This window comes from Aquirufa sp. A-Brett2-W8, from assembly GCF_054558755.1.
Map to the genome: position 1 here is coordinate 23,769 of NZ_JBPXKS010000003.1, position 19,813 is coordinate 43,581.

Annotated in this window: 18 protein-coding genes; 9 read left to right on the forward strand and 9 right to left on the reverse strand. The window is 42.2% G+C overall.

Translation table 11 applies throughout. The features are described 5' to 3' along the window. Nucleotides 1-86: 86 nt before the first annotated feature. Complete coding sequence (locus tag ACST13_RS01955; protein ID WP_459521543.1) at nt 87-1,277, reverse strand: phosphoglycerate kinase; 1,191 nt, start codon at nt 1,275-1,277, stop codon at nt 87-89. Nucleotides 1,278-1,347: 70 nt separating this feature from the next. On the opposite strand from ACST13_RS01955, the gene ACST13_RS01960 reads away from it, so the two are divergent. Continuing rightward, nucleotides 1,348-2,952: a VRR-NUC domain-containing protein gene (locus tag ACST13_RS01960; protein WP_459521544.1), complete on the forward strand. Its 1,605-nt coding sequence runs from the start codon at nt 1,348-1,350 to the stop codon at nt 2,950-2,952. Nucleotides 2,953-3,380: 428 nt separating this feature from the next. Beyond that, complete coding sequence (locus ACST13_RS01965) at nt 3,381-3,722, forward strand: HPF/RaiA family ribosome-associated protein (protein WP_459521545.1); 342 nt, start codon at nt 3,381-3,383, stop codon at nt 3,720-3,722. 64 nt (nt 3,723-3,786) lie between these two features. Here the strand turns inward: ACST13_RS01965 and metK are convergent, their stop codons facing one another. The 5 genes from metK to ytxJ form a co-directional block, all read right to left on the reverse strand. After that, nucleotides 3,787-5,043: a methionine adenosyltransferase gene (gene metK / locus ACST13_RS01970; protein WP_459521546.1), complete on the reverse strand. Its 1,257-nt coding sequence runs from the start codon at nt 5,041-5,043 to the stop codon at nt 3,787-3,789. A gap of 76 nt (nt 5,044-5,119) precedes the next feature. Further along, entirely contained in the window at nt 5,120-6,301 is a 1,182-nt protein-coding gene (locus tag ACST13_RS01975) for a lycopene cyclase family protein (RefSeq protein WP_459521547.1), read from the reverse strand. A gap of 3 nt (nt 6,302-6,304) precedes the next feature. After that, the gene (gene lipA, locus ACST13_RS01980) at nt 6,305-7,174 is read right to left on the reverse strand and encodes a lipoyl synthase (protein WP_459521548.1); all 870 of its coding nucleotides are present in this window, start codon (nt 7,172-7,174) and stop codon (nt 6,305-6,307) included. Between the two features lie 7 nt (nt 7,175-7,181). After that, a complete protein-coding gene (locus tag ACST13_RS01985; protein ID WP_459521549.1) occupies nt 7,182-7,925 on the reverse strand; it encodes a hypothetical protein in 744 nt (247 codons plus the stop codon). Continuing rightward, nucleotides 7,918-8,250, reverse strand: coding sequence for a bacillithiol system redox-active protein YtxJ (gene ytxJ, locus ACST13_RS01990; RefSeq protein ID WP_459521550.1), 333 nt, complete (start codon nt 8,248-8,250; stop codon nt 7,918-7,920). Before ytxJ ends, ACST13_RS01985 begins: the two co-directional genes overlap by 8 nt. A gap of 53 nt (nt 8,251-8,303) precedes the next feature. Between ytxJ and ACST13_RS01995 the strand changes: the two genes are divergently transcribed. The 3 genes from ACST13_RS01995 to ACST13_RS02005 are packed head-to-tail and all read left to right on the forward strand — an operon-like array spanning nt 8,304 to nt 11,398. After that, nucleotides 8,304-9,545, forward strand: coding sequence for a 3-deoxy-D-manno-octulosonic acid transferase (locus ACST13_RS01995; RefSeq protein WP_459521551.1), 1,242 nt, complete (start codon nt 8,304-8,306; stop codon nt 9,543-9,545). After that, nucleotides 9,532-10,464: a ribosome small subunit-dependent GTPase A gene (gene rsgA, locus ACST13_RS02000; protein WP_459521552.1), complete on the forward strand. Its 933-nt coding sequence runs from the start codon at nt 9,532-9,534 to the stop codon at nt 10,462-10,464. Before ACST13_RS01995 ends, rsgA begins: the two co-directional genes overlap by 14 nt. Before the next feature lie 4 nt (nt 10,465-10,468). Next, complete coding sequence (locus ACST13_RS02005; RefSeq protein ID WP_459521553.1) at nt 10,469-11,398, forward strand: ROK family protein; 930 nt, start codon at nt 10,469-10,471, stop codon at nt 11,396-11,398. A 226-nt stretch (nt 11,399-11,624) separates the two neighbouring features. Here ACST13_RS02005 and ACST13_RS02010 read toward each other — a convergent pair whose 3' ends face one another. Both ACST13_RS02010 and ACST13_RS02015 read right to left on the reverse strand, forming a co-directional pair. Next, complete coding sequence (locus tag ACST13_RS02010) at nt 11,625-12,734, reverse strand: acyltransferase family protein (protein WP_459521554.1); 1,110 nt, start codon at nt 12,732-12,734, stop codon at nt 11,625-11,627. Further along, entirely contained in the window at nt 12,731-14,332 is a 1,602-nt protein-coding gene (locus ACST13_RS02015; protein ID WP_459521555.1) for a S8 family serine peptidase, read from the reverse strand. Before ACST13_RS02015 ends, ACST13_RS02010 begins: the two co-directional genes overlap by 4 nt. A gap of 35 nt (nt 14,333-14,367) precedes the next feature. Between ACST13_RS02015 and ACST13_RS02020 the strand changes: the two genes are divergently transcribed. Genes ACST13_RS02020 through ACST13_RS02035 form a run of 4 tightly spaced genes read left to right on the forward strand, consistent with a single transcriptional unit; the run spans nt 14,368 to nt 17,353 of the window. Beyond that, the gene (locus tag ACST13_RS02020) at nt 14,368-14,766 is read left to right on the forward strand and encodes an HYC_CC_PP family protein (protein ID WP_459521556.1); all 399 of its coding nucleotides are present in this window, start codon (nt 14,368-14,370) and stop codon (nt 14,764-14,766) included. A 44-nt stretch (nt 14,767-14,810) separates the two neighbouring features. Continuing rightward, nucleotides 14,811-16,814 carry a TonB-dependent receptor plug domain-containing protein gene (locus ACST13_RS02025; RefSeq protein WP_459521557.1) on the forward strand — a complete coding sequence of 668 codons (2,004 nt, stop codon included), beginning with the start codon at nt 14,811-14,813 and terminating at the stop codon, nt 16,812-16,814. A 1-nt stretch (nt 16,815) separates the two neighbouring features. Then, complete coding sequence (locus ACST13_RS02030) at nt 16,816-17,031, forward strand: heavy metal-binding domain-containing protein (RefSeq protein WP_459521558.1); 216 nt, start codon at nt 16,816-16,818, stop codon at nt 17,029-17,031. A 4-nt stretch (nt 17,032-17,035) separates the two neighbouring features. Beyond that, nucleotides 17,036-17,353, forward strand: a complete 318-nt coding sequence (locus tag ACST13_RS02035; RefSeq protein ID WP_459521559.1) for a heavy-metal-associated domain-containing protein — start codon at nt 17,036-17,038, stop codon at nt 17,351-17,353. Nucleotides 17,354-17,561: 208 nt separating this feature from the next. On the opposite strand, the gene ACST13_RS02040 is transcribed toward ACST13_RS02035, so the two are convergent. Next, nucleotides 17,562-19,658, reverse strand: a complete 2,097-nt coding sequence (locus tag ACST13_RS02040) for a Tex family protein (RefSeq protein ID WP_459521560.1) — start codon at nt 19,656-19,658, stop codon at nt 17,562-17,564. Nucleotides 19,659-19,813: the final 155 nt, after the last annotated feature.

Below are 19,813 nucleotides of genomic sequence, written 5' to 3' on the forward strand. Positions count from 1 at the left end.
AGAGGCAATTTGGGTCAAAAGACTAAAATACAAAAAGGCGAGGAAACATTCCTCGCCTTCGGCAATTTTATATAATTTTTGAGTTCCTAAGCCTCTAAAGCCGCAACCCCAGGTAAAGTTTTACCTTCCATATATTCTAATAAAGCACCTCCACCAGTGGACACGTAGCTAACGCGATCGCCATAACCTGCATTATTTACAGCAGAAGCGGAGTCACCACCTCCAATTAAGGAGAAAGCACCATTTTCTTCTGTTGCTTTTACTACGGCATCTGCAATTGCGTTTGTGCCAATGGCAAAATGAGGGAATTCAAAAACACCCATTGGGCCGTTCCAAAGTATCGTTTTTGATTTTGCAATCGTCTCTTGGAATAAGGCAATGGATTTAGGTCCGATATCTAAACCTTCCCAACCATCAGGAATCTCACCGCGTTCTACCGTTTGGCGGTTAGCATTATTATTGAAATCATCTGCACAAACATTGTCTAAAGGCATGATTAAGTTCACGCCTTTGGCCTTCGCTTTTTCGATTAATTCCTTCGCTAAAGCAACTTTATCTGGCTCACAGATAGAATTGCCTATCTTACCGCCTTCAGCAAGCGAGAAGGTATAGGTCATACCGCCGCCGATGATTAAATTATCTACTTTGTCTAAAAGACGCTCAATAATCAAGATTTTATCCGAGATTTTCGATCCACCCATAATCGCCGTAAACGGACGTTCGGAATATTCAAGAATCTTCTGTGCATTATCTAATTCTGCTTGCATCACGTAGCCGCTCACTTTATCTGTGAAAAACTGTCCGATCACCGCTGTGGAAGCGTGTGCACGGTGTGCTGTTCCGAAGGCATCATTCACCCACACATTACCTAGACGAGCTAGTTTTTTAGCAAAATCAACATCCCCTTTTTCTTCTTCCTTGTAGAAACGAAGGTTTTCTAAAAGCAAGATTTCGCCTGCTTGTAAACCATTTGCTATTTCCACTGCTTCATCTGAAATACAATCTGAAACAAACTTTACTTTAACACCAAAAACCAATGATAATGGAGTAACTAAGTGCTTTAGCGAGTATTTTTCAGTAGGACCATCCTTCGGACGACCTAGATGAGACATTAACACAACCGATCCTCCGTCTTTTAAAATCTTTTGGATGGTAGGAATCGTCGCCTTAATTCGGGTATCATCTGTAATTTCGAAACGTTCGTTTAATGGAACATTGAAATCAACACGTACTAGCGCTTTTTTACCAGCAAAATTGAAATTAGCAACAGTTTGCATATTTTTGTTTTGATTTATGAATAAAAGGATAATCCCTAAAAAGGTAAACAAAGATAAACAATATTGAGCAATGAGCGAAAAAAGCGAAATAGAATTGTCTGCTACCTATTATTGGGATCATTTTAGCTATATTCTTCGCTACATAGACCGGCATTATTTACCCCTTTTGCAGGAATCTGAAATAGTATTTTTACAAGATTTTTCTGACTTATCTTTTGCTGCGCAATGCCTGTTTTTGCGTTTAGCCTCCCGGCGTTCGCCTTATTTTCGGATAGAGAAATTAGCTTATCCAGAGATAGGGGATGTAGCACGTCCACTGCAAGTTTTGCGCTCCGCTGGTTTTTTAATGGATATTTCTGAAGGAACGGAATCGATTTTTACAAAGCAGGAATGTGTTCTTTTGGCCAAAAAACAAGGCATCAAAGTTCCTAGCTCCGCTTCTAAAGACGAAGTGGCTGCCTTGGTTTCCTCGGTTGATTTAATCGCTTCTTTTTCTTCAGGCGTGGTAGCGCCGGCGAGAGTGGAGGTTTTTGCCTTCCTTCAGTTCTTGTTTTTTGGGACGCGATCCCGCGATTTAACCGACTTCGTGGTGCGCGACCTAGGCCATCGAGCCTTTGTGGAGGTTCAGGAGGAAGATTTAAAGCCTTATTTCCAAACGCGAGAAGAAGCGGAACAAAAATGGGCTATCTCCATGTGGCGTGAATGGTTTTTTAACACGACAGTAAGTGTGGATGAAATCTTGGCTTCTTGGCGTGTACATATATTACCCTTGTCGTCGTCCCTTTTAGAGTCATCGATTCGGTCTTTTGAGTCTGCCTGTTTTGCTTTAGGACGCTCCTTAGAGCGGAATAAAGCCTATATAGAAGCCTTGGAAGTATATGAGGTTTCTTTGTCTGGGGCTTCTTTAGAGCGCCGCGTTCGGATTTTGCAGAAATTAGGAGATTTGGAAGAAGCGGTGGCTTGGGCTAGAGTAGGATTAGAGATTTGTGTTTCTCCTACGGAGATTCATTTTTTCGAAGATTTTTTGGCCAAACAAGCCTCCAAGAAATCCATCAAACAAGTCACCTCTTCGCTTAAGCAAGCTGAAATCATTGAAATTTCACCCGAATATATCGGTCAAGTAGAAGCTGGAGTTGTTGCCTATTTTCAATCTGAAGGCTATTATGCAGCCTTTACGGAGAATCAAATCTGGCGTAATTTCCTCGGTCTTTTCGCCTGGGATTTGATCTTTGCCGATCGCAAAGAAGGCTTTCATCATCCCTTTCAATGGGCGCCGAGTCATTATGGAAAAGAGAGTTTTGCGGGTGAATTGCCGCTGCATTTATTGTCTGATCGTGTGGGTTTACTTGATTTGTTGCGCTCGCGAGCTGAGGCAAATCAAGGAGCGATGAATCCCTTAGTGGATTGGTATTCCCTTGATTTTGATCTGATGGAGCGGTTTTTGACCGTGATGCCTACCGATGGGCTGGCGGCAATTTCTCATTACCTATGGGAGCATCTAGGTACGCATGTAAAGGGTTTCCCCGATTTATTTATCCAAAAAGGAGATGAATTTGCCTTCGTCGAAGTCAAATCACCGAATGATCATTTATCGGCCATTCAGTATTTTTGGCATGATTTTTTGAGGAAGAATGGGGTGGCGGTGAGGTTAGTGAGGTTGAAATATCTAGATTAGAGATAGGAGAGTATAGAGGGAAAGCATAGAGCATAAAGAATAAAGTAGATTAGAGATCGGAGAGTATAGAGTAGAGAGGGGAATGGTAAGTGGTAAATGATGGAATCGCCGGGGGCGATCGTATAGTGGTGCGGCCTTCGGCCTATTTCCCTCAGGACTCTTTTCCTCCGGACTAAGCGACATAGTCGCGACTAAGACGAAGTCGACTAAGCCGCAGGCGACTCCCTACTAGCGACTAAGCCGCAGGCGACTAGGCGGCGAAGCAGCGACTTTTTTAACAGATTTTTTTGGCGTAGCCAAATAAAATCTGTTAAAAACTTGACATCTGCCTAAAAATAAGATACGTTTATAACGAATCTGAAACGTTCTTTTTTCTGTCAGCTTTGCTAAGATTCCCAAAGCGTTTTTCACCATTAAATTTTAAGCTTATGAAAGTGCAAGTTCACGCGATCCACTTTACTGCGGACCGCAAATTGGTAGAAAGCATTCAAGAAAAGTTAAACAAATTAGACACTTTTTATGACCGAATAACCGGAGGTGAGGTGTTTCTTAAAGTTTCGACAAGTTTAGGAAAGGTAAAAGAGAAAATGTTAGAAATTAAGATCACGGTACCTGGTGCGGTGTTATTTGTGAAAGAAACAGCAAAATCATTTGAAGAAGCATTAGACTTAGCGCTACATGCGATTGCAGAACAGATTAAACGATTTAAATCTAAAACTAATGCCGTGAAGGCGCTTCGAGCCGAAGATCTGGCTAGCGAGAAAATGTAGAAAAAAAATAAACCAAAAGAGGCGACCGAAGGTCGCCTCTTTTGGTTTAGAGCTATAGGGAGAATTAAATTCCGAAAGCAGTCTTCACTGTATCTACGTAATCTAATTTTTCCCAAGTGAATAATTCCACTACTTTGCTTACTTTTTGGCCGTTAGGACCAGTGAATTCTTTTGTAACGATTTCGTTCTTACGTCCCATGTGTCCATAAGCTGCCGTCTCAGAATAGATCGGGTTACGTAATTTCAAACGTTGCTCGATGAAGTAAGGACGCATATCGAAGATAGCCTCTACTTTACGTGCGATTTCGCCATCTGTCATATCTACTTTCGCTGTTCCGTAGGTATCGATGAATAAACCGCAAGGTTTAGCTACACCAATCGCATAAGAAACCTGCACTAATACTTGGTCACATAAACCAGCAGCGACTAAGTTTTTCGCGATATGACGCGTTGCATAGGCAGCTGAACGGTCTACTTTGGACGGATCCTTACCAGAGAAAGCACCACCACCGTGAGCCCCTTTTCCACCATAGGTATCTACGATGATTTTACGACCTGTTAAACCTGTATCTCCGTGTGGACCACCGATCACGAATTTACCAGTTGGATTAATGTGGTAGGTGATAGCATCATTAAATAAAGCTTGCAATTCAGGCTTCAATTTAGCCTTCACGCGAGGTATAACGATCTCAACGATATCCTTGTTGATTTTCGCTAACATCTCAGCTTCTGGCGCGAAGTCATCGTGCTGTGTCGAAACAACAATCGTTTCGATACGTTGTGGCACGTGGTTATCACTGTATTCAATCGTCACCTGAGATTTTGCATCAGGACGAAGGTATCCGATTAACGATGGCTCGTTATTGCGGATAGCTGAAAGTTCTTGTAAGATTTTGTGGGCTAAGTCTAAGGCCAAAGGCATGTAGTTGTCAGTCTCCTTCGTAGCGAAACCGAACATCATTCCTTGGTCACCTGCACCTTGTTCTTCTGGGTTCTTGCGATCCACCCCTTGGTTGATATCCGCTGATTGCTCGTGAATCGCTGATAAAATACCGCAAGAGTTTGCCTCAAACATATATTCTGACTTCGTATAACCAATCTTGCGAATTACTTCACGTGTGATGGCTTGTACGTCTAAATAGGTCGTTGTATTTACTTCGCCAGCTAAAATTACTTGACCAGTGGTTACAAGTGTTTCGCATGCCACTTTAGAAGTGGGGTCAAAGGCCATGAAATGGTCAATTAACGCATCAGAAATTTGATCAGCTACTTTATCTGGGTGTCCTTCAGAAACCGATTCAGAGGTGAATAGATATGCCATGGGCGAATATTATTTGTTTTTTGAGATTAAAATCAGGCCAAAAATACGATTATTCCAAGGAACCCGCAAGTTCAATTCATTTAATTTTTGACCGGTTAATAGTTTTCAATGCGGCTCTCACAAAAGGCAAAGTAGGAACGGACCACATTAATCTTAGGTCTTCTTTCCAAGTGGTTTCTTCTTGCAGGAATTTTAATAGTAAGGCTGGTTTGTTATTGTAAAAAAGGCTTTCAAAGACTTTAGACCCCGCTATTCTTTGATCAATCAATACGTGTAGGAAGACCTCGTCTAACCAGATTTTCCAAGGTCGATGTGGAATTACTAGCTGTGGGGAAGGGCCTTTTTCGAGGGCTGCCACTAAGTCTTGGCAGAATTTTTGGGTTCGGTAAAAACTGTAGCCGGTTGTGGATTTTACGAAGCCACCACTAGTTCCGATTTTTAGATGTTTTTGATATAGATTCTCCACCGCGTTTGGATTATTGCGCATCGGAATTACCCCACTTTCCTCCTCTTTTATCAGGTAATCATCCTCCGTTAGGCCATAATAGGCGAACAAATAGGATTTAATCTTATCCCGGTAGAATTCTGGTTCGCGTAAGGTTCCAGAGAAAAAGGTATATTCGAATAGGGCCTTGCGAGGACTGGTAGGGAGGACATACATAAACTCACATTCTTTACCAAAAGCCACTCGAAAGTCAAATAAATGCGCCGCGTCCGTATCGAAATTATTGAAATTGCATTCCACTTCCCATCCTAAGAAATGTTGCTTGAGATGTTTAGGGTTTGCATTATCGCAAGGAAATGGGCTGAAACTGTCAAAGATTTTTTCGGAGGCGTAGAATTCGCCTTCTGATGTTTGGACTAAAGATCCTACGCCTTGAAAAGCTATGGATTGGATTTCGGCCGCTAAGAAATGTATGTTAGGGTACTTACTTAATTCCGCTTCCACATGCGAAAACCAGTTCTTACTATTGATTTTATGATAGGCATAGGGTTCAATAGGAATTTGTTTCGAAGACGGACGAGAACTATGAAAGTAGAGCGATTCCCAGGATTTCTCGGCTAGAAAATCGAAACCACTAGTTTCAGCACTCCAGTAGCAAAAAGTTTGTTCTCGTCGAATTCCCCGGTCGATGATCAAAATGCGCCTCGAACTAAGACTACTTTTAGATAAGTAATAGGTCAAAGATAATCCTGCCATTCCCCCGCCCGCTAGGATGTAATCGTATTCTCGATAGGCTGGGCCGGGTAATTGCATAAACTAGATGTGCTTTTCCGCGTGGTAACTAGAACGTACAAGTGCGCCGGATTCTACGTAGGCAAGCCCGCGTTTCAATCCTTCCTCTTTGTACATAGCGAATGTATCAGGGTGTATCCATTCGATCACTTCATGGTGCATTTTCGTCGGTTGTAGGTATTGTCCCAAAGTCAACACATCCAATCCGTTTTCGATGAGGTCGTCCATCGCTTTCAACACCTCGTCTTGCGTCTCACCTAAACCAAGCATAATGCCTGATTTATTGCGTTTGCCGAATTCCTTTGTGCGCTTGATTTGCTCTAAACTACGCACATATTTTGCTTGAGGGCGAACATAGCGGTATAAACGTTCCACTGTTTCCATATTGTGTGAAACAACTTCCTGACCGCCTTCAATCATCCGAATAAGGGCATCCCAATTGGCTTTTACATCTGGAATTAATGTCTCAATCGTCGTTAAAGGGGTGGTTTCTTTCACCGCGCGAACAGTTTGGTACCAAATTTCAGCCCCTTTATCTTTTAATTCATCGCGATTCACCGAGGTAATTACCGCGTGCTTCACTTTCATTAATTGGATGGCATCTGCCACTCGGCGTGGTTCGTCTTCATCATATTCAATAGGACGTCCCGTTGCAACGGCACAAAAAGTGCAAGAGCGCGTACAAACGTTTCCTAGTATCATGAAAGTAGCCGTTCCTTCACCCCAGCATTCCCCCATATTAGGGCAATTTCCGGACTGGCAAATCGTGTGTAATTTGTATTCATCCACGATTTTACGCACGTTCGTATATTTTTCGCCGATCGGTAATTTAACGCGTAACCAATCTGGTTTGCGAGAATTAGCGGCAGGACTTACTTGAGGTAATTCAATCATATTTTATCTATTTACTTTTTCCAAAGAAAAAGGTCACATAACCCGTTGTATAAACGGATCTAGGGTTTGTTTGGTTTAAAATTTCCACAGGCTGGCTGAAAAAATCGACGATAAATCCCGTCTCGATGGCAAGGTAGTTCTGTTTTAAGGTCTCAAATTTAAACTCTAGAGCCGTTTTTACGTGCCATCCGGGGATAAATTTCGATTCTGATAACCCGGAAAAGAAACTGCCTTCACCGCTGATGATGGATTTAGTATAGGTATTGTCCAAAGCTTTTGCCATCGGAACACTCGCAGAAATAGACTTTCCCGCTTCTGTATAAACAATGTCTACAAAATAGGGCTTTTGAATTCCGATGGTAGGACCCGTTGCAATGCGACCATTCAAACTCGTTCCTCCTTCACTTGCTTGTTTTAATAAAGCCCATTGGCGACCGTATTCAGGTCTGAAATTGATCAAATAATTTAATTTTCCTTCTACGTAAGTTCTACCATTATAGGAAAAGGGGGAATCGAATTCGCGGTAATCTTTAGTATTCGTTAGATCCACATTTACGAAAGATCGGTTTTTAAATGATTTAATAAAGCTAAAGCCACCTAAAATGCCCGAGTTTGTATTGGTATTTACGCCAATTCCCCAGGAAGAAGAGGATGCATTAATTTCTTTTTTCTGGGGTGCTGCTGATTTTCTTTGGCCCATCATAAGCAAAGGGACACTAAAAATCACCCAAAATAAAAAAAATCTAGGCATGGATAAAAGGTTTGATTTCTTCTACTGAAATGTCCCAATGAGTGGCAGAATAAGGGCATGCACCCTTATCAATCACCAGTACTTGTGGGGACTGATGTTCAACGTCGAATTGACTAGCTATTTGGCCTGAAATAGGTCTATAGGCAATTAAATCCAGATAATAGGCAGGAGCATTTTCCGAATCCCAAGCTCTTTCAAAACGATTTAATGCCGTAGAGGAGATGGAGCAACGCGTACTATGTTTGAAAATGACCACTGGTTTTTCTTGCGACATATTCACGATTTCTGCCAGTTGTTTCTCATCAGTCAAGGGTATCCAATTCATATTCACCTGCCTTTTTCGTAATTTTATCAATTCAATATCAAATTTAGTAAAAAATGAGGGTTTGCCTCTATTCTTTTGTCTTGTTTTTATATCGAGGGCTTATTCGTTTAGCCGCCTTGTTTCAAAGCAAAGCGCATTTGATGAATGAGGGCCAAAAACATGTTTGGGATGGTCTAGAAGAACATTTTGAAACGAATAAAAAACCCGTGGTCTGGTTTCATACCGCATCGATGGGCGAATTTGAGCAAGGGAGACCCATTATTGAGTCGTATAAAAAGGAGAATCCATCGCATTTTATTTTAGTGACCTTCTTTTCACCCTCCGGTTATGAGGTACGAAAGAATTATGTTGGTGCTGATTATGTTAGTTATTTGCCTTTAGACGGCTATTTTACTAGTGCTCGATTTATAGATTTAGTGAAGCCTTCGCTGGCGGTTTTTGTGAAGTATGAATTTTGGCATTATTATTTAACTGGATTAAAAAAGCGATCGATTCCAACCATTTTAGTTTCAGCTATATTTAGGCCAAAACAAGTGTTTTTCAACTGGTATGGAGGTTTTTTTCTTCGCTTATTAGCTTGTTTTGAACATCTGTTTGTTCAAGATCAGGCATCTGCCGATTTGCTTCAGCGGCCGAATGTAACAGTGGCTGGAGATACTCGATTTGATCGTGTGTTAGACACCTTGCGAAATCCCGTTCCCTGGAATCTATTAACTAAATTTTTAGATAATAAAGAATTTATGGTGGTCGGTTCTGCGTGGCAGGCGGATATGGATTGTTTAATCCCGATAATTAATTCAAAGAAATATCCCTTCAAATGGGTGATTGCACCCCATGAAATTCATTCGGGTGAGTTGAAGACTTGGGAAGATCAGATAGATTTACAGGTGACTTACTCGATAGGTCCTTTTATTGAAAATGCCGATGTGCTTTTTGTCAACGAGGTGGGGCGTTTAGCGAATTTATATAATGGAGCATCCTTCGCATACGTTGGTGGAGCATTTGGCGATGGTTTACATAATACTTTAGAAGCTGCGGTATTTGGTCCAACCGTATTTTTTGGCAATAAAAACTACCAGAAATTCCGAGAAGCAAGAGAGTTAATTGAATTAGGACTTGCCTTCCCGATCGGATCGTCTGATGAATTAGATAAAACAATGCGCGGGATTTACGCCAGAGACGATTTATTTGTAAATAAGCAAGTGCAATCTCGTGCTTTCGTGCAATTACAAGCGGGAGCAACCGAAAGAATCATGGAATTTGTGCGTAATTTAGCAATCAATGGAAGGAAGTAAAGGCTTAATTATGCGTTCAACCGGATCTTGGTACGAAATTCGTTCCGAGTCTGGAAAGGTATTTAAAGGCCGTTTGAAGGGTAAATTTAAATTAAAAGGCCCCAAAACTTCGAATCCAGTCACCGTCGGTGATCGTGTCATTTATGCCGTAGAGGATGAAGCGAACGAAACAGTGGTTATAGAGGAAATCATTCCGCGCACGAATTACATCATCCGAAAATCCGTTCATAAAACCGGTCAGGGGCAGTTAATGGCCGCGAATGTGGATCAAGCCATTTTCGTGATGACCTTAAAATCTCCTAAAACATCTTTGGGCTTTTTAGATCGTTTTTTAGTGACTGCCGAAGCTTTTCGCATCCCGGTTACCATCGTTTTTAATAAGATGGACTTATTTAATGAGGAGGAGGAGGACCAAATCTTCGGCTACGCAGCCCTTTATCAGGATTTAGGCTATGGCATTTTGTTTACCTCCATTCCACGAAGTCAAGGTGTAGACGAGTTTAAAGCAATGTTTGCCGGAAAAGTGTCGCTATTAGCAGGACATTCGGGCGTGGGGAAATCTAGTTTATTGAATTTAGTATCTCCACATTTGAATATCAAAGTGAATGAGATTTCTGATTTTGCCCAAAGAGGGGTGCACACCACCACCTACTCCACCATGTGGGAATTAGGGCCAGAAACCTACTTAATCGATAGCCCAGGCATCAATGAACTTGGGGTCATGGAGATCGAAAAAGAGGAATTATCACACTATTTTCCCGAAATGCGTGCCTTAATAGGCGAATGTAAATTCAATAATTGCCTACATATTTCGGAGCCATCCTGTGCGGTTTTAAAAGCATTTGAGGCGGGCGAAATCGCCCATAGTCGCTATTTAAGTTATTTGAGTATCTTTGAAAATAACGATAACCGTCGCTAAACCTATGAAACAATTTTATTTATGGGGCATCGATTTAGGTGGAACTAAAATCGAATGCGCTGTTTTAGCTGCCGATGACCTAACTCACATCATCGCGCGTGAACGCATTGACACTGAGGCCTCTAAGGGCTACGAACATATTATTTCGCAAGTCGCTCGTTTGGTATCGCGGGTGTCTGATCAGATTGGTGTTTCGCCTACGCATATTGGTTTTGCCACTCCAGGTGTATTGAATCCCGCTACCCAAACCATGAAAAACTGCAACACGACCTCGATGAACGGTCGTCCGATGGCGGTTGATTTAGCAAAAGCTACTGGAGCTCAGGTTCGGTTAGCGAATGATGCTAATTGCTTTGCTTTGGCAGAAACCTTGATGGGAGTTGTTCAGGATGTAAATCCTAAGGCTGAGGTCGTTTTTGGGATCATCATGGGAACCGGTGTGGGTGGTGGTTTAGTTGTCCACGGTCAGGTAATCAATGGTTTGCATGGAATAGGTGGCGAATGGGGTCATAACATCTTAGAAGAAGGCGGGACGCCTTGTTATTGCGGTAAGTCAGGATGCGTGGAACACGTGATTTCGGGCCCAGCTTTAGAGGGTTTTTATATGTCCCAAAGTGGTCAAAAACTCAGAATGCCCCAAATTCTTCAAGCGCATTTAGCCGGAACAGATACTTTCGCTTCTGCAACCATCGAGCGTATGCTAGAGAATTTTGGACGCGCCGTTTCCACCCTAATTAATGTATTGGACCCTCAAGTAATCGTCATTGGTGGTGGCGTGGGTAATATCGATTTACTTTATTCAGAGGGAATCGAACGAATTAAGAAATACATTTTCAATTCTGGAGAGGTCTTGACTCCGATTGTGAAGCCTAAGTTGGGGGATTCGGCTGGGGTTTTTGGTGCAGCGCTTCTTTATAAATCTGAGGCCATTTAGTTTGGGGATTTTCAAATTGGTCTACGTCATAATTTCTAAAATCCCCAAACTAAAACAGCCTTCAGATTTTAAATCGCTTGCTCTTTTTAGAGTTCGTAAGAATAGTTTTTGATTTTTATCATTTGAAAATTAATATTAGCCACATCAATTCTTGTAAAGAATCGAAAGGTTTTAAAAAAGAGATTCACAAAATTATGGCGCAGCCCAATTTTAGAACTCTTTTTTATTAAACCTTGAGAAACCATTTTTTGCGCCAAAACACCCAACATACCCCCCAGCAAACCAGTACAAAAGCTATCGCATAAGCGAGTGATCCGTTGAATTTGCCAAAAATAGGCTCGAAAATATGCCAGTATAACCAATCGCTGGCTGACATATTCTGTATTTGAAATTTGCCTAATTGGATGGCAATTATCTCTGAAATGCCATAAGCAAGAATAGAATTGGTGCCAAAAACAAGGAAGAAGGTGTTACCAAAATGACGCTCTTTGGTCTCAATCCACCAGTTTAGTAAGCCGATCAAGATAAAATCAATCCCTGCGCAAATCAAGACAAAAGAGCTTGTCCATAATTTTTTGTTGATAGGAAAAGCATGATCCCAAAGGAGTGCAATTACAATTAAGGCAGTACCCCAGCCGAGTAGACCGGTTAAGGCAGATTTCCCTTCTTTGGCCTGATTCTCTAAATACAAACTCACCTGGTAGCCAAAAAGGCACGTCGAAATAGCTGGTAAGGTACTCAAAAAGCCTTCCGGGTCAAAAGCGATTCGGAGGCCATTTACTACATTACCGTGGTATAAATGTGATTCTCCGAATAAAAAGAGATCTAATTTCCGCACGGCATTTGAACTAATATCCATCCAAGATCCCGTATCTCCAAAGACATACAAAATCCCCCAAAATGACAGTAAAATTCCCGCATTTATCCAAGTAAGCCATTTTTTAGGAACTTGTAATGTGATGAAAGAAACGGCACAATAAGACAGGGCTATCCTGGGTAATACATTCAGAAAGCGTAAATTTTCGAAAGAAAAATCAAGGAATGGGAAATAGAAAACAAAGTAATTGATTAAAAAAAGATACAATGTCCGCTTTAAAATCTTGTTGCGAACAGAGGGTGTCAATTCATAATTAAATGCTTTAAATGAAAAGCGCATCGCAACACCCACCATGAACAAAAAACTAGGAAAAACGAGGTCTGTAGGAGTAAAGCCATTCCATTTAGCATGCAATAAAGGGCCATAGGTGAAATCTCCATTGCCATTATTATTTACTTGGATCATACCCGCAAGTGTGATTCCTCTCAAAATATCGAGCGAAAGAAAGCGTGTTTTCATAGTAATAGGATAGGTTTGACAATAGAGGTTGATTGTGTGGTAAATCTAAAATAATATTTCCCAGAAATGAAAGGTGCCAAGTAAATAGTTGACTCTGATTGATTTAATCTAAAAGTATGAACCACAGCACCTATATTATTTAGTAATTCCACTTCGGCATTAGCATAGGGCATCGAAATATGAATGGCAGAACCCGAACTAACTGGATTAGGGTAAATGATGAGTTTGGAAGCATCTGGTTCATTTTCTAAAATGAGTTCCATGGCAGCTATGGCTTTGTCATAATTGGGAATGCCAAAGCCTAAAAGCATATCTGTTTTCGCAAATTGAGTCCCTGATTTAAGCAAGGCATTTCTGATTTGTTGCGCCGTGTGCCTAGGAAATGTCTGTAGTAGCCCTGCTGCTAATCCTGCAATTAGTGGAGCTGAAAAGGAGGTGCCATTGGAAATCCCGATCATTCCATCCGTATAACCCACGACGGTGGAAGATCCCATCGCCACCACATCAGGCTTTATTCGACCATCGAAACTGGGCCCAATTGAGCTGAAAGACGATTTATTGCCTAACGCAGTAACGGAACCTACTGTTAAAATGGAGTCTGCGTCTGCTGGTGCTGTGATGTATTTCCAGCTATTGGCTCCTTCATTTCCCGCACTGATGGTAACTAAAATTCCTTTGCTGGCTGCCCATCCGGCGGCTTTGGAAACTAAGGTTGATTTGCCATTCATATCCGCATAGCTATGATTATGCAAGGGATTGTCAAAGGTAGAATAGCCCAAAGAAGAGGATATAATATCTGTCCCTAAGCTATCTGCCCATTCGGCTCCACGTAGCCAATTGGCTTCCTCTACAATTAATTCATGTCCACTTTCTTCGGTTTGGGCTAGGGCAAAGGAGGCTTTGTAGGTAGTCCCAATTAATTTCCCTGGTTCATAACCGGCTATTGTTGAAAGGACGTTTGTTCCGTGGCCGCCAGCTGTATATATGGAGGTAACTGTTGGGTCAGTAATTAAAGTAGCAATAATCCGTTTTTCGGAAAAGGTGTTTTGAAGGTAAGAAACAGTGTTGGCTTGTTTGAATCCGTCATCGAGTAGCGTGATGAGTGATCCTTGACCGAGTATATTTTTTGCATGCATCTGGTCGATGCCTAATTGGTTGATTTGGTAGGATGAATTTCCGTAATCGGGGCTTACCGCGCTCGATTGTGTCCCGGATAGAATTTGCTTTGCTTGACTCGAGTCAGCAGGAAAATTCCAATAAAGGCCTTTGACGCAACTTAAGGCAAGAGTTTTCTTTAAATCGCTTGGTTTTTGGGTAATAAGGGCACCATTGATCCACTTTAATGGAAATAGGATGCTGGCGCCCGTGGCTTTTATTTGATCAAGGTAGCTTTGGCTAATGGGTAAGTCTTGTGAAGTCAGGACCACGCGATTCTTTCTACGGCGTTCTAGGCTTTTGGAACTTAAAAAGGCCTCTGGCTTGTTTAACGAATAATTGTTTGAGCCTTTGTCCTTTAAAAGAATCAAATAGCGGTAGGTTTGCGCCTTCAAGGGTAAGCAAGCGCTGAATAGTAATAGGAAAATAAACCGCTGAAGCATAAAGCAAATTAAGAATTTTAAGTTAATTTTGTTTGATGAAATTGTTCGCCCAATCCTTCATGTCCCTTTTTCTCGCTGCCTGGATTCTTTTCGGCAGCCTTGGAATTTCATGGACCGAAGCGACTTGTGTGTTTACAGGGGCTAAGAAAACCAGCTTCTCTAAAGCAGAATCTTGCTGTAAAAATACATCCCAAGCATATATTTCTAGGGCTAAATGTTGTTTGCTAGGGAAATACCAGGTGAAATTTAATTTTGATTTCACGAGGGGTGTAAAAGCCATTAACTTGGCTTTTGTTTCGGCATCGCAGCCCATGGCTATTCCTTCATCAGAAAATTTTTATCAAGAACTTGATTCTTTTTCATCTTTTCAAGCTAACGCTCCACCCTTATCGCGGCAAGTTCGCTTAGCTCAATTGCAAACGTATTTGATTTGAGGAAATAGGGTAACAGCTATTTCTATCATTTAAATCAATATACCATGTATAAATTACTTATTCTTCTAAGTTTTTCTACGCTTTTACAGGCCCAAAAAGTCATAAAAAAGGATAGTATCGAACGCGATACAGAATTAAAAGAGTTTCGGGTGATCGCGAATCCGGGTCAAAAAGACGACAACGCCATTCTCGCCACCGAGGTTATGACAATCAAAACCTTAGGGAAGGCAGCTTGCTGTAATTTATCTGAGAGCTTTGAGACGAATGCGTCGGTATCTGTTAGTTATGCAGATGCTGTGACGGGTTCGAAGCAAATTCAATTACTGGGCTTAGCAGGAAATTATGTGCAAACGAATGTAGAGAATATCCCGTCGATTAGAGGTTTGAAATCTACCTACGGCTTAAATTATTTACCAGGAACCTGGATTAAATCGATTGATTTAGCCAAAGGAACAATCTCCGTTGTAAATGGATATGAATCTATGACGGGGGCCATCAATGTGGATCTGGCAAAGCCAGATACTTCGGAGGTTTATTATTTAAATACCTATACGAACTCTCAGGGGCGTTTTGAGGTCAATCAACAAGGCGCACATCGTTTTAATTCACGCTTGTCTACAGGCGTATTTACGCATTATTCCCAGCAAGTTGCTCGATTTGATGGTAATGGAGATGGCTTTTTGGACTTACCTTTATTTAACCTCATCAATGTGTTAAATCGCTGGAAATATGCCACAGATCGTTGGATGATTCAATGGGGAGCAAATTACTTACATGAGGATCGTTTAGGAGGTCAAAACGGCATTGAATCAAATTCCGATCGGTATAAGATCTACGGCTTTGGGAGCAAGACCGAGCGCTTGGAGACTTTTGCTAAGATCGCTCGCTTGTACCCTGCTAAGCCTTATCAAGGTTTGGCATTAATTTTAAGTACGGCGAACCATTCAAATGATTCCTACTTTTCCATGAAAAATTACCGAGGGCGTGAGCAAAGTGTGTACGGTAATTTGATTTTTCAATCCATTATTGGCAACACAAATCATACCTGGAAGACCGGTGCTAGCTTTTTGATGGATGCTTATCAAGAGTCCTATATTGATTCAGCTTATTCCAGGACAGAAATGGTGCCTGGAATTTATGGTGAATATACGTGGACAATTCCTACTAAATTAACGGTGGTTCTAGGCCAAAGAGTCGACTTTCACAATCAACTAGGCACCCAATGGGTACCTCGTTTACATATGAAGTGGGATGTAGCGCCGGATTGGATTGTTCGATTATCTGCCGGGAAAGGGTGGCGCCGGGTGAATCCTTTGGCAGAAAATATGGGATTCTTAATCAATAACCGAGCCTTAAAATTAGTTGGGGATCTCAATCCGCTGGAGGCCTCCTGGAATTATGGAATTACGCTAACTAAGAATATGAACATTGGATCTAGAAAAGCTAATCTGGTAGTAGATGCCTTCCGAACCGATTTCACAAATCAATGGATGGTCGATATGGAGGCGGGGTCGACTATACGAATGTATGCCATGCGTGGAGAGTCTTTTGCTACGAGTATTCAAGCAGAGTTCAATTATAGTCCGTTTAAACGATTTGAAATCAAGGCTGCCTACCGTTACCAAGATGTTCAAGCAGACTATTTACGGATGGATGGTGGTTTGATTCGACTGTCAAAGCCTTATCTTAATAAAGATCGTGTGCTAGTTAATTTAGCTTATTCGACGCCTTACGAGATTTGGAAGTATGATATAACCTGGCAATGGAATGGCTCTAGGAGAATACCAGACCATAAATTAGCGCATTTACATACTGATGCAATTCAAGAAGTAACAGCGCCACCATTCTCTACGGTTTATGCGCAAGTTACCCGTCAATTTAAAAAGTGGGAATTATATGTAGGAGTGGAAAATCTTTTTAATTTTACCCAAAAGAATCCCATTTATGTAGCTAAAGATCCATTTGCTTCAGGATTTGATGCTTCGATGGTTTGGGGGCCGATTACCGGCACCATGGTATATACAGGAATCCGTTATAAAATCAATTAATATGAAAAAGTACATCGTAGTTTCGACCCTAGTAATGGGAATGTTTGGGGCCTTTGCGTCCACAAGTCAGGTAACTCAAAAGGCAGATCAAAAGGCTGCCAAAGAGAGTAAAAAAGAAGAATATGCTTGTCCAATGAAGTGCGAAGGCAAAAAGACCTATGCTAAAAAAGGGAAGTGTCCTGCTTGCACGATGGATCTTAAATTAGTTAAAAAATAATCCTATGAAAAAGTTCTTATTTTTATTGATTCTGCCGTTTTTAACGCTTGCGGGCCCTAAAGAAACGGTTAAGATTAAAACATCTGCCATTTGCGAAATGTGCAAAGAGCGCATCGAAAAGAATTTAGCTTTGACGAAAGGCGTGGCTAAATCCGATTTGAATCTAGACGACAAGGTCATCACCGTGGAGTTCGATGCGGCAAAAATCGATGCATCAGGTATCAGAAAAGTAATCTCAGAAACGGGATACGATGCAGATGAGGTGAAGGCGATCGCTAAAGACTATGCGAAGTTGCCGAATTGCTGTAAGAAGAAAGATTAATTAAAATGGTGAATGGTAAGTGCATTATAATTTAAAGCACAAAGCATAAAGCACAAAGAATAAAGCAGGAATCCCCTTCGGGGATGGATTCGTGAACTATTTCCTCGAATTTTTAAACAGTTCACATACTCATCGCCGAAGGCGATACCATCTTTGTACTTTATTCTTTGTGCTTTATGCTTTAAAACTATAGATTCGCCATTCATCATTAGCTCTTCATACTCAGCGCAATCCGCTTCCTTGCCTCATCCACCTCCGTCACACGGACTTGCACTTTTTGTGCCACTTTGACTACTTCATTGGGATCTTTCACAAACTTGTCTGCTAGCTGGCTGACGTGAACTAAGCCATCTTGGTGAACGCCGATATCTACAAAGGCACCAAAATTCGTAATGTTGGTCACAATTCCTGGAAGCGTCATTCCTACGCGAAGATCTTTGATCGAGTTTACCCCCTCGGTGAATTCGAAGGCTTCGAATTGCTCTCGAGGGTCACGTCCTGGTTTAGCTAACTCTTCCATAATATCTGTCAAAGTAGGCATTCCCACTTCAGTACTTACATATTGACTCAGGCGGATTTGCTTGCGCAACGATTCGTTCGCTAACAGATCTGAAACCTTGCAGTTCAAATCTTTTGCCATCTTTTCGACGATTTCGTAACGTTCCGGGTGTACTGCGCTAGCATCTAACGGATTTTTTGCGTTGCGTATCCGTAAGAAAGCGGCTGCCTGTTCGAAGGCTTTTTCTCCTAAACGCGTGACCTTTTTTAGGTCTGATCGCTTGATGAAGGGGCCGTTCTTCGTGCGGTAGTCGATGATGTTTTGGGCTAATTGCGGACCTAAGCCAGAAACGTAAGATAGAATCTGTTTAGAGGCCGTGTTTAATTCCACACCTACCGAGTTCACGCAAGAGATGATGGTGTCATCTAGGGAGGCTTGCAGTTTCTTTTGGTCTACATCGTGCTGATATTGCCCCACACCGATGGATTTAGGATCAATTTTAACCAGTTCTGCCAGAGGATCCATCAAACGACGCCCAATGGAAACTGCGCCACGAACGGTCAAATCCTTGTCTGGAAACTCGTCCCGTGCCGCTTCAGAGGCTGAATAGATGGATGCTCCGCTTTCGTTCACCATAATAATTGTGATGCCCTCTAGCTTCAAAGCGCGTACAAAAGACTCGGTTTCTCTGCCTGCTGTACCGTTTCCGATGGCGATGGCTTGTACTTTATATTGTTTGACCCAGGCTTGGATCGTATGTGCTGCTTCAGCTGCTTGTCCCGGTCCTGTATGAGGATAGACCGCCGTGTTTGCTAATAGCGTGCCTTGTTCATCTAAGCAAACGACTTTGCAACCCGTTCTGAAACCAGGATCGAGGGCTAAGACACGTTTTTGGCCTAAGGGTGCGGCTAATAAAAGTTGTCTGATATTTTCTGCAAAGACACGAATCGCTTCTTCGTCTGCGCGTTTCTTCGCCTCAGCTCGCATTTCGGTTTCCATGGCTGGCATCAGCAAGCGTTTATAGCCGTCTTGGATGGCCAGTCCCACTTGTTTTGCACAGGCATTGTTTCCGGTCAGGAAGCGGCGCTCTAATCTATTTAAAACATCCTCGTCCGGACCCGCTAGGTTTAGGTTCAAAATTCCCTCATTTTCGCCTCTAAATAGGGCCAAAACCCGATGAGACGGCGCTTGAGCCAGGGATTCAGACCAGTCGAAGTAGTCTTTGTATTTTATGCCTGCTTCTTGCTTGCCTTTCGCGACTGTTGATTTGACGGTGGTTTTACGGGCAAATAGGTTTCTAGATTCCTCTCTCGCCTCAGCCGTTTCCATCATCTCCTCTGCTAAAATATCCCGAGCCCCTGCAAGTGCTTCCTTTACATTGTCTAAGTATTCAGCCGCTAAGACCTCTGGGTCTTTTAGGCCTTGTAATCGGATTTGGTTTGCGAGTTCTTGTAAGCCTTTTTCGCGGGCTGCCATTGCGCGCGTTTTGCGCTTAGGTTTGTAGGGAAGGTAGATGTCTTCTAATTTGGCCAAAGTCTCTGCCCCTCGAACCGCCTTCTCCAGTTCCGGCGTCAATTTCTCCAGTTCCTGTAAGGACTTCAAGATCGCCTCGCGACGCTTCTCTAATTCCACATATTGATCCCTTAGGTCCCGAATCGCCGCCACCTGCACCTCATCCAAACTTCCCGTCGCCTCCTTGCGGTAGCGGGAAATAAAGGGAATCGTGGCGCCCTCGTCCAATAGGGCGATGGTTTTCCGAACTTGGTTTTCGGAAATGGAAAGGGAGGTGGCAATTTTAAGGATCATCTGTAGAGATGGTAAATGGTGAGTGGTAAATGGTAAATGAGTCGCCTCAAGCGGCGGGGCCGCCCTCGGCTTGGTCAAAGGGTCGTCACTCTGTGACTTAGTCAATAGCGTAGAGGTCGTTTTCATTCGACTCTTTGACTAAGCCGGATTTATCC

Excerpts from the sequence above, each read along its gene's own strand:
- ACST13_RS01975 (WP_459521547.1), bottom strand. The coding sequence starts at position 6,301 with ATGCAATTACCCGGCCCAGCCTATCGAGAATACGATTACATCCTAGCG.
- ACST13_RS02015 (WP_459521555.1), bottom strand. The coding sequence starts at position 14,332 with ATGCTTCAGCGGTTTATTTTCCTATTACTATTCAGCGCTTGCTTACCC.
- ACST13_RS02010 (WP_459521554.1), bottom strand. The coding sequence starts at position 12,734 with ATGAAAACACGCTTTCTTTCGCTCGATATTTTGAGAGGAATCACACTT.
- ACST13_RS02025 (WP_459521557.1), top strand. The coding sequence starts at position 14,811 with ATGTATAAATTACTTATTCTTCTAAGTTTTTCTACGCTTTTACAGGCC.
- metK (WP_459521546.1), bottom strand. The coding sequence starts at position 5,043 with ATGGCATATCTATTCACCTCTGAATCGGTTTCTGAAGGACACCCAGAT.
- ACST13_RS02005 (WP_459521553.1), top strand. The coding sequence starts at position 10,469 with ATGAAACAATTTTATTTATGGGGCATCGATTTAGGTGGAACTAAAATC.
- ACST13_RS02035 (WP_459521559.1), top strand. The coding sequence starts at position 17,036 with ATGAAAAAGTTCTTATTTTTATTGATTCTGCCGTTTTTAACGCTTGCG.
- rsgA (WP_459521552.1), top strand. The coding sequence starts at position 9,532 with ATGGAAGGAAGTAAAGGCTTAATTATGCGTTCAACCGGATCTTGGTAC.
- ACST13_RS01965 (WP_459521545.1), top strand. The coding sequence starts at position 3,381 with ATGAAAGTGCAAGTTCACGCGATCCACTTTACTGCGGACCGCAAATTG.
- ACST13_RS02040 (WP_459521560.1), bottom strand. The coding sequence starts at position 19,658 with ATGATCCTTAAAATTGCCACCTCCCTTTCCATTTCCGAAAACCAAGTT.
- ACST13_RS01960 (WP_459521544.1), top strand. The coding sequence starts at position 1,348 with ATGAGCGAAAAAAGCGAAATAGAATTGTCTGCTACCTATTATTGGGAT.
- ACST13_RS01985 (WP_459521549.1), bottom strand. The coding sequence starts at position 7,925 with ATGCCTAGATTTTTTTTATTTTGGGTGATTTTTAGTGTCCCTTTGCTT.
- ACST13_RS02030 (WP_459521558.1), top strand. The coding sequence starts at position 16,816 with ATGAAAAAGTACATCGTAGTTTCGACCCTAGTAATGGGAATGTTTGGG.
- lipA (WP_459521548.1), bottom strand. The coding sequence starts at position 7,174 with ATGATTGAATTACCTCAAGTAAGTCCTGCCGCTAATTCTCGCAAACCA.
- ACST13_RS01995 (WP_459521551.1), top strand. The coding sequence starts at position 8,304 with ATGAGGGTTTGCCTCTATTCTTTTGTCTTGTTTTTATATCGAGGGCTT.
- ACST13_RS02020 (WP_459521556.1), top strand. The coding sequence starts at position 14,368 with ATGAAATTGTTCGCCCAATCCTTCATGTCCCTTTTTCTCGCTGCCTGG.
- ACST13_RS01955 (WP_459521543.1), bottom strand. The coding sequence starts at position 1,277 with ATGCAAACTGTTGCTAATTTCAATTTTGCTGGTAAAAAAGCGCTAGTA.
- ytxJ (WP_459521550.1), bottom strand. The coding sequence starts at position 8,250 with ATGAATTGGATACCCTTGACTGATGAGAAACAACTGGCAGAAATCGTG.